Origin of the sequence: Streptomyces triticirhizae (genome assembly GCF_003696235.1) — a bacterium.
Taxonomy (GTDB): domain Bacteria; phylum Actinomycetota; class Actinomycetes; order Streptomycetales; family Streptomycetaceae; genus Streptomyces; species Streptomyces triticirhizae.
Genome location: NZ_RFFJ01000234.1, coordinates 1 through 8,561, shown reverse-complemented (window position 1 = coordinate 8,561; position 8,561 = coordinate 1). Strand labels below are relative to the sequence as shown.

Below are 8,561 nucleotides of genomic sequence, written 5' to 3'. Positions count from 1 at the left end.
CGGCGACGGGTCGGCTCCATCCGCCGGGGCCGGCGGTCCGGCGGCGGGGCCGGCGCCCGGCCGCCCCTGAGGCCCGCCCGGCAGGGGCTCAGCGGTGGGCGTGGGCGATGGTGATCACGGCGCGCTCCAGGGCGTAGGCGGGGTCGTAGCCGCCGCCCTTGACCGCCGCGTCGGCCTCGGCGACGGCGCGCAGGGCCGTGGCCACGCCGTCCGCCGACCAGCCGCGCGCCTGCTGCCTGACCCGGTCCACCTTCCACGGCGGCATCCCCAACTCGCGGGCGAGGTCCCCGGGGCGCAGCCCGCCGGGGGCGGAGGCCACCTTGCCGATGGCGCGGACCCCCTGGGCCAGCGCGCTGGTGACCAGCACCGGCGCGACGCCGGTGGCCAGCGCCCAGCGCAACGCCTCCAACGCGTCGGCCGTGCGGCCCTCGACGGCCCGGTCGGCGACGGTGAAGCTGGACGCCTCGGCGCGGCCCGTGTAGTAACGGGCCACCACCTCCTCGTCGATGGCGCCCTCGATGTCGGCGGCCAGCTGGGCGCAGGCGGAGGCAAGCTCCCGCAGATCGGCGCCGATGGCGTCGACCAGGGCCTGGCAGGCCGCCGGCGTGGCAGAGCGGCCCAAGGCCCGGAACTCGCCCCGGGCGAAGGCGACCCGATCGGCCGGCTTGGTCATCTTCGGGCAGGCGACCTCGGCGGCGCCGGCCTTGCGCGCGGCGTCCAGGAGGCCCTTGCCCTTGGCGCCACCGGCGTGCACCAGCACCAGGCTGATCTCCTCGGCGGGGGCGGCGAGATAGTCCTTGACGTCCTTGACCGTGTCGGCGGCCAGGTCCTGGGCCTGGCGGACCACCACCACCTTGCGCTCGGCGAAGAGCGAGGGGCTGGTCAGCTCCGCCAGCGTGCCGGGCCGCAGATCGGCGGCGACCAACTCCCGCACATCGGTGTCCGGATCGGTGGCCTTGGCCGCCTGGACCACCTCCCGCACCGCACGGTCCAGCAGCAACTCCTCCTGCCCCACGGCCAGCGTCACCGCCGCCGGCTGCCCAACGCTTCTACTACCCCTGCCAGCCATGCCGCCCAGCATCCCACGCGCCACCGACAGCGGCGGCGGTCCGCGTCCACCCCGCCCCCACCGCGCGGGCAGGCGCTTGGAGGTGCGTGGAGGCACAGGCAGGCGCGTGGAGGTGCGGACCGGCGCGGGAGAATGCTCCGGTGACTGACGCGCGACTGATCCTGGTGCTGCCGGACCGCGAGGCCGCCGAGGAGGTGGCGGAGCGGGTGGCCGCGCTGTGGGATCTCCCGGAGGAGCCAGAGCCGGTGCGGGACGCGCTGGCCGGGGAGGACGATGCCGAGGACGCCCAGTGGCTGCTCGTTCTGGAGGAACCGGTCCCCGATCCCGGACAGCTGGCGGCCCTGGTCGAGGAACACGAGGGCTGGCTGGAACGGGACGAGATGTAGGACCGGCGACCGATGGCGCCGGGCCGGCATCTCGGCCGAGCGTCCGTTCCGGCCGCCGTCGGAGGTGGGTCAGCGTGCGGGGCATGGCCAGGACCCAAGCGGCGCCCCGAACCGGCGCCCAGCGCGAGCGAGATGTCCTCACCCGACTGTCGGAGGACAAGGACGCCTGGGTGGCGACGGCCACGCGGGACGGTGAACCCTCTCTGGTGCCACTCTCCTTTCTCTGGTGGGACGACACGCTCCTGCTCAACACCCGGCGCGCCAACCCCACGGCGCGCGATCTCGCGAGGGGCGGGCGGGCGTTGATCAGCCTCGGGCACACCAGGGATGTGGTGTTGCTCGAGGCGACCGGCGAGGTGCTGCCCGAGGGCGGGTTGCCGGAGACTGTCGGCGAGGCGTTCGTCGCCAAGGCCGGCTGGGACCCGAGGGGCCGCGAGCTGTGGGCGTTCCTGCGCCTCCGCCCCCGAAGCATCCGCGCCTGGCGTGAGGTGAACGAGATGGACGGCCGGCACCTGATGCGCGACGGCCGCTGGCTGGTCTGAGCCCTGCCCCCGCGTACCACCCCGCCGGGGCCACCCGCCGTCGACTCCACCACGGCCAGCGCCCCCTCGGCGTCGGTGCGCAGCACCATGGCGCCGCCTTCCGTGAGGGCGGCGACGGTGCGCGGGGCCGGGTGGCCATAGCGGTTGTCGGCGCCGGCGGAGATCAGCGCCAGCCGAGGGCGGAGAGCGTGGAGCAGCGGTGGATGCTGCCGGCCCGAGCCATGGTGCGGAACCTTGAGCACGTCGACCGGCCCGAGGTCGGGGTGGGCGGCCAACAGCCGCTCCTGGCCGGTTGGTTCGAGGTCGCCCGGGAGCAGGATGGTCAACCCGCCCGAGCGCAGCAACAGCGTGACGCTGGCGTCGTTGTCGCCCAGCCCCGCCGCCTCGGCGGGCGGCCACAGCACCTGCCAGCTCAGCGCCTCGCCGATCCGCCACCGTTCGCCCGGAACGGCGCGCAGGACGGGCACGTCGGCGTCGGCGGCCGCCCGCGCGACACGGGCCGCCTCCGCGACGGACTCCTCCACCGGACCGGTCTGGATGGCGGCCACCTCGCGCCCCCGCAACACACCTGGGACGCCGGCCACATGGTCGGCATGGAAGTGGGTCAGGACCAGCAACGGCACCCGGCGCACGCCCAGTTCGCTGAGGCAGCGGTCCACGGAGGCCGGGTCGGGGCCGGCGTCGACCACCAACGCCGTCCCGGGGCCGGCGGCCAGCACCAGGGCGTCGCCCTGCCCCACATCGCAGGCCACCAGGCGCCAGCCGCTCGGTGGCCAGCCCGTCAACAGCCTGGACAGCGGGGCGGGGCGAACGACGGCGAGCAGCAGGACCGCCACCCCGAGCAGCGCCCACAGCCGCCGCCCGGGCATCCGGCGGGCCAACACCACCAGCGCGACGCTCACGGCGGCCAGCAGCGCAGCGCCCCACCAGCCTTTCGGCCAGCCCAGTTCGGCGCCCGGCAGCGCGGCCCCGCCGCGCGCCACGGCCGCGATCCAGCGCGCCGGCCAGGCGGCCAGCCAGGCCAACGCCTCGGCCAGCGGCGGCAACAGCGGCGCCGTCACCACCACCGCCCAGCCCACCACCAACAGCGGCGCCACCACGGGCTCAACCAGCAGATTGCACGGGACGGCGACCAGGCTCACCCCGCCGGCGAAGACCGTCACCACGGGCGCACAGACCAGGTGCGCCGCCGCTGCCACCGCGAGGCCGTCGGCCAGCCGGCCCGGCACCCCGCGCCTTCGCATCGCCCGACTCCAGCGGGGAGCGAGCAGCAGCAGCGCGCCCGTCGCGAGCACGGAGAGCAGAAAGCCGAACGACCGCGCCAGCGTGGGGTCGTGGAGCACCAGCAGCAGGGCCGCCGCCGCCAGCGTCGGGACCAGTGCCCTGTGCCGACCGGTGACCACCGCCAGCAGCGCGATGCCGCCGCAGAGCGCCGCCCGCAGCACGCTGGGGCCTGGACGGCAGACCAGCAAAAATCCCAGCAGCAACAGGCCGCCGAGCAGCGCCGTGGTGCGCAGCGGAAGCCCCAACCGCGCGGCCAGGCCGCCGCGTTCGCCCCGGGAGACGCCGGCCGGCGTCCCGATCAGCACCGCGAAGAGCACCGCGAGATGTCCCCCGCTGACCACGATCAGGTGGCTGAGGCCGGTGGTCAGGACCGCCTCGTCCAGTTCGGCCGGCACGCCCGAGTCGTCGCCGACGATCAGGGCGGGCAGCAACGCCCGTGCGTCCGGCGGCAGTTCGGCCACGGTCTCGCGCAGCTCGGCGCGGAGCAGGCCGGCGAACCGCTGGAGGGCGCCGGGCGGCGCCCTGACCTCGGGTGGGCCGGCCTCGGAGACCCGCAGCACGGCGCCCCACTCGCCCTCCCGGTGCGCCAGCGGCTCGCCGACCTCGGCGGTGACACGCAGCCCGGTGGAGGGCAGCAACGCCAGCCAGGGCGCGGGGTCTTCGGCCTCGACCACCACCAGCACCGGCCCCGCCTTCGACCAGACCGCCCCCGGCCCGGCCGCCACCTCGCGCACCTCGGCGGTCAGCAGGACCGGCCGAAGCGGCCGGTCGGGTCGGGCCCGCGCCTGGCGCGGGTCGCCCGTGAGACTCAGCTCGACCGTCACCTGTCGGCCGGTCAACTCCGGCCAGGGGCCGGAGCGCACCGTCGCCAGGTGGCCGGCGGTGACCAGGGCGCCGGCCGCCGCGCAGAGCAGGGCCAGGCTGAGCGCGGTGACCACGGGGCACGGGCGCCGCCGCAGCGCGACGGCCAGGAGCAGGCACCCGGCCAGGCAGCAGCCGACCGCCCACCAGGCCGTGATCGGCGGCGACAACTCCCAGGCCAGCGCGGCCGATCCCCAGGCCGCCGCCGCCCCGGGCAACAGCCGCAGATCGAGCGGACGGCGCTCGGGCGCCCCGACGGACACGCGCTCTTCGGCGGGCGCCGTCGAAGGGCGTCCACGGCGCGCGAGCGTGCGGCGGGGCGAGGACGGGACCTCGGGCGGCCCGGTCGCCGACCGGGCCGCTCCCGACCCGCCGGCGGCGGGCACGCCATCGCCGGCAGCGTTCGTGGGGACGGCCACGCAGCCGACACCGGATTCGGGAGCGGTGTGGTGCGCCTCGGTGGCGGGGCGGGGACGGGAACGTGGGCGCTCAGAGCGTGACACGGTCGCGCAGTTCCGCGAGGCGGCGGTCGCCGATGCCCGAGACCTCGCCCAGCTGGTCGACGGCGGTGAAGCCGCCCCGCTGTTGGCGGTAGGCGACGATCTCCCCCGCCAGCACCGGACCGATGCCGGGAAGGTCCTGAAGCTGCTCGGACGTGGCCGAGTTGATGCTGACCGGCGCGGCCGGCTGCCCGCCCGGGCCGCCCGACAGGCCGCCCTCGGGCGACGGGGCAGCCACCGGGAGCGGCGGCTCCTCCCCCACGAGCAACTGTTCGCCGTCGATCAACAGCCGCGCCTGGTTGAGTGCTTCGGCGTCGTCGGCGTCCACCGGTCCGCCCGCCGCCTCCAGGGCATCCGCCACCCGGGAGCCGGTCGGCAGTCGGTAGAGCCCGGGGGCACGCACGTCGCCGGCGACATCGACCACCACGACGGCGCCCTCGTCCCCGCCTCCGGTCGCCACGTCGCCGCCGGGGGCACCGGCCGCGTCCACCGGCTCCTCGTCAGCCGCCTCTCCGGCCGGCTCCGCCTGGACGGCGGCGGACGGCTCGGCGACGGGCACGGCCCGGGCCCGCTCCGACCAGAAGTGGTGAACGGCGAAGCCGACGGCGACCACCAGCACCACCAACACGGCCAGCCACGAGCGTGGTTCGAGCCCGCAGCGCCCGCGCAGCCAGGCCGGCACCCGCTCTCCCAGCCCGAGCCGCAACCGCTGCCGCCAGGTCAGCGGCCCCGAACTCCCCTCCGCGACACCGGCGTCGGGGGAGGCGCCGGGGTCGGCGGGTGGCTCCGCCGTCTCGCCCGGGCCGCGCCGGCGGCCGGCCCTCAAGGGCCTGGCCGGAGCCGGGTCCGAAGGCGCCGACGTGGCAGCGGAGTTGGGAACGGGCACCGGCCTGGTCGGAGGAACACGCGCCGGCATAACCAGAGTTACCGCCTCCGGAGCGGGAGGCACGGACGCGTCGGGAGCGGCCGGCCGCGAACTCGGCGGCTCCGTCGGGGAGTTCGGTGGCGGGGGCGGCGAAGCCGTCGGCGGCGAGACGCGCGGGGGCGGGGCGGCGGCCGACGGCGGACGGGCGGTCGGCGGCGAAACGGCCGGAGACTCCTCGGACTTCACCGGCGGAGCCGGGGCATCCGTCGTCTCGGCTCGCGCTCCACCCCACTCGGGGAAGAGCACGGCGGCGCGCTGCTCCACGCCCGCCGTGGGAGGCGCCTGGGAACGGCCGCCCCGGGGGCGGCGGTTGGCGGCATGACGGGGGCCGGCTCGGCCTGGGCCACGACCGCTCGCCCTGCCATCCCCCGGCCCTCGAAGCGCGACGCACCTGCGGCGCCCAGGGCGCCCTTCAAACAGCTGAGTTTCCATGGCAGGAAGCTAGCCCGAATTCACATACCGTGACCACGCGACCACAAATCTGTGGATAACTCGGCCCCTGTGGATAACTTCGTCACCCTCCGGGGTGAACAATGACCAGCAGCGCGGAACCGGGAACCCTCGTGGGAACACCCCCGTTCAACGAGGCGCCACCACCGCACCGAGCAGCCCCGGCCCGGTGTGGGCGCCCAACACCGCACCCACCTCACTGACATGGAGGTCGATCAACCCGGACAGACGCCCCCGCAACCGGTCCGCGAGCTGGACCGCACGTTCCTCCGCCGCCAGATGGTGCACCGCCACGTCGACGGGGCCCGCACCGGCGTGCTCCACCGCCAACTCCTCAAGGCGGGCGATGGCCCGAGACGCGGTGCGCACCTTCTCCAGCGGCTCGATCCGCCCGTCCGCCAACTCCAACAACGGCTTCACTGCGAGTGCCGAGCCCAACAGGGCCTGGGCCGTGCCGATTCGGCCGCCACGCCGCAGGTGTTCCAGGGTGTCCACGTAGAAGAGCGCCCGGGTCGCCTCGGCACGCTTCACAGCGGCGGCGACCGCCTCGTCCACGGAACCACCCGCGTCGGCGACCTCGGCCGCGGCCAGCACGCAGAAGCCCAGCGCCATGGCGATCATGCCGCTGTCCACCACCCGCACCGGAACGGTCGCCTCGCGCGCCGCCAGCACGGCCGCGTCGTAGGTGCCCGAGATCTCGGACGAAAGATGAAGGGAGACGATGCTCTTGGCACCCTCAGCCGCCGCACGCCGATAGACCTCGGCGAACTCGGCCGGGCTCGGCCGGGATGTGGTCACCGCCTGCTTCTGGCCGAGGGCCTGCGCAAGCCGGCGCACGGCGTACTCCGTGCCGTCCTCCAGCGCCTCGTCGCCGAGCACCACGGTCAGCGGCACGACCCGCACCTCCCGTCGCACGACCGTCGATCGCGGCAGGTAGGCCGTGGAGTCGGTGACGATGGCGACAGAGCGGGGCATAGACCGGAGACTAGCGGAGTGCGGAGCCCACGCTCCGCCGGGTCTCACCGGGCCCGGTCCCCCGGCGACCGCGCCGACCACGGGATCGCCTGGCCGGCGGGGCACACCTGCCCGGCGGGCAGCGGTCGCCTGGCCGGCGGATGGCAGGGCGGGGCGGCACCGGCTCACGGCCAATGCGCGGCAGGCGCCCGGCCGTTGCACGGTCGGCTACGCGCCGGCCGCGCGTAGCCGACCGACCGCCGACGGATGGCGGTCAGGGCTGCCGCGAACCGACCGGGTCGCACTCGCGCGCGGCTGCGCCACGGCCAATGCCGCAGGCGGCCGGGGCGTGGGCGGCCGGTGCTGGACGGAGTGTGGTCGGTGGGCGGCTGCGGCCTGCCTGCGTGCGGGGTGCGTGGGTCAGCCGCGTCGTTCCTCCGGCAGGTCGCTCTTGCCGTCGAGCCCCGGCCCGTCGAGTCCGCGGTTGCGGCCGTCGCCCGGGGCGGGGACCTCGGGGCGCTTCGGGGTCGGCTCGGTGGGCGACCAGTGGCGCAGCGCCCTGGCCTCCAGTTCGATCTGCTGCTGAAGGGAGTCGAGGTCGGAACCCTCGTCGTGCTGGGCACGGTCCCTGGCCGCGTCCCGCAGGGAGTCGGCCGAGGAACGGATGCGTTCCGCGCGCTTCTTCAGCTCGGGCAGCGCGGCACCGATGCGCGCTCGGTCCCGTTCGCCGCCGGCGACCAGCGCGTTCAGCTCGCCGTCGAGCCGTTCGGCGTGCTCGACGAGTTGCTCGCAGAGCCCGAGCGCCTCCCGCAGGGAGGCGTCCTGGGCCACCCCGGCGAGCAGCGTTGCCCGGGCATTGGTCACGCTGGTGCGCAACTCCTTGCGCACGCGGGCCACTTCTCCGACGGCGCCGGGTTGGGCGGCGCGCGCCGTGAGCGCCGCGCCCACCGCGCGCCGGCGCAACTCCTGGTGCGCCTGGCCCGCGCGGTAACGGATCTCCCGCACCACACGCCGCACCACGACCACCACCGCCGCCACGCTCATCGCGAACAGCACAAACAGCACGAGGACCCACTCCATGCCTCCAGGGTAAGGCGCCCCGGGAAGTGGGCCTCCGTGTCGTGAGGTGGGCATCGGTCGGCGGGTGGCGCTCCCGCCACCACGCGGCGGGGTTCGTCGAACCGCGCGGGTTCGCGCCAACCGCCGCGCGGCGGGCCCCAGGTCCCCGGCAGGGTCGGGCCGGATCACGTCCATCGGCCCGGGCGGGGCCGTGCCCGGTCAGGGTTCCCACCGCCGGAGCACGGCTGGCCTACCTCGACCGCCACCCCTCCGGGTCGTGGGCGCGCGGACGAACGGGCGCGGCCGTTCCATGCCGCGACGGGGGGGCGATCGGCGGCCGACGTAAGCACCTGCTCGTCGGCGGCGACCGAGCGTTGGCCAGGAAGCGCGCGGTCAGCGGATGGCCAGCGGGCTCGCGTTCACCTCAGCCGCGCGGGCGGGACCGGGGTGGGGCGGCGGGCCGCGCCGGCGGGCCGCTTCGGGCTCCGGCGGCGGGGCGGCGGCGCTGCTTGGGCCGGTGACCGGCGACGA

At 76.0% G+C, this 8,561-nt stretch carries 5 protein-coding genes and 2 pseudogenes; 2 read left to right on the top strand and 5 right to left on the bottom strand.

Annotated elements, in window-relative coordinates:
• Positions 1-88: 88 nt before the first annotated feature.
• Positions 89-1,012, bottom strand: a pseudogene (holA, locus tag EBN88_RS26510) (DNA polymerase III subunit delta); the annotation flags it as partial.
• Positions 1,013-1,209: 197 nt separating this feature from the next.
• On the opposite strand from holA, the gene EBN88_RS32175 reads away from it, so the two are divergent.
• Together EBN88_RS32175 and EBN88_RS26500 are read left to right on the top strand one after the other, a co-directional pair.
• Entirely contained in the window at positions 1,210-1,455 is a 246-nt protein-coding gene (locus EBN88_RS32175; protein WP_122399577.1) for a hypothetical protein, read from the top strand.
• Between the two features lie 83 nt (positions 1,456-1,538).
• Complete coding sequence (locus tag EBN88_RS26500; protein WP_122399576.1) at positions 1,539-1,997, top strand: pyridoxamine 5'-phosphate oxidase family protein; 459 nt, start codon at positions 1,539-1,541, stop codon at positions 1,995-1,997.
• 23 nt (positions 1,998-2,020) lie between these two features.
• Here EBN88_RS26500 and EBN88_RS32830 read toward each other — a convergent pair.
• The 4 genes and pseudogenes from EBN88_RS32830 to EBN88_RS26475 form a co-directional block, all read right to left on the bottom strand.
• Positions 2,021-4,405, bottom strand: a pseudogene (locus tag EBN88_RS32830) (ComEC/Rec2 family competence protein); the annotation flags it as partial.
• A gap of 226 nt (positions 4,406-4,631) precedes the next feature.
• Complete coding sequence (locus EBN88_RS26490) at positions 4,632-5,468, bottom strand: ComEA family DNA-binding protein (protein WP_233580987.1); 837 nt, start codon at positions 5,466-5,468, stop codon at positions 4,632-4,634.
• Between the two features lie 678 nt (positions 5,469-6,146).
• Entirely contained in the window at positions 6,147-6,992 is an 846-nt protein-coding gene (locus tag EBN88_RS26480) for a DegV family protein (RefSeq protein WP_122399574.1), read from the bottom strand.
• A 399-nt stretch (positions 6,993-7,391) separates the two neighbouring features.
• Entirely contained in the window at positions 7,392-8,051 is a 660-nt protein-coding gene (locus tag EBN88_RS26475) for a hypothetical protein (RefSeq protein ID WP_199742497.1), read from the bottom strand.
• Positions 8,052-8,561 lie beyond the last annotated feature (510 nt).

Bases quoted from the DNA above. Each gene is read 5' to 3' on its own strand.
- EBN88_RS26500 (WP_122399576.1), top strand. From the start codon at position 1,539: ATGGCCAGGACCCAAGCGGCGCCCCGAACCGGCGCCCAGCGCGAGCGA.
- EBN88_RS26480 (WP_122399574.1), bottom strand. From the start codon at position 6,992: ATGCCCCGCTCTGTCGCCATCGTCACCGACTCCACGGCCTACCTGCCG.
- EBN88_RS26475 (WP_199742497.1), bottom strand. From the start codon at position 8,051: ATGGAGTGGGTCCTCGTGCTGTTTGTGCTGTTCGCGATGAGCGTGGCG.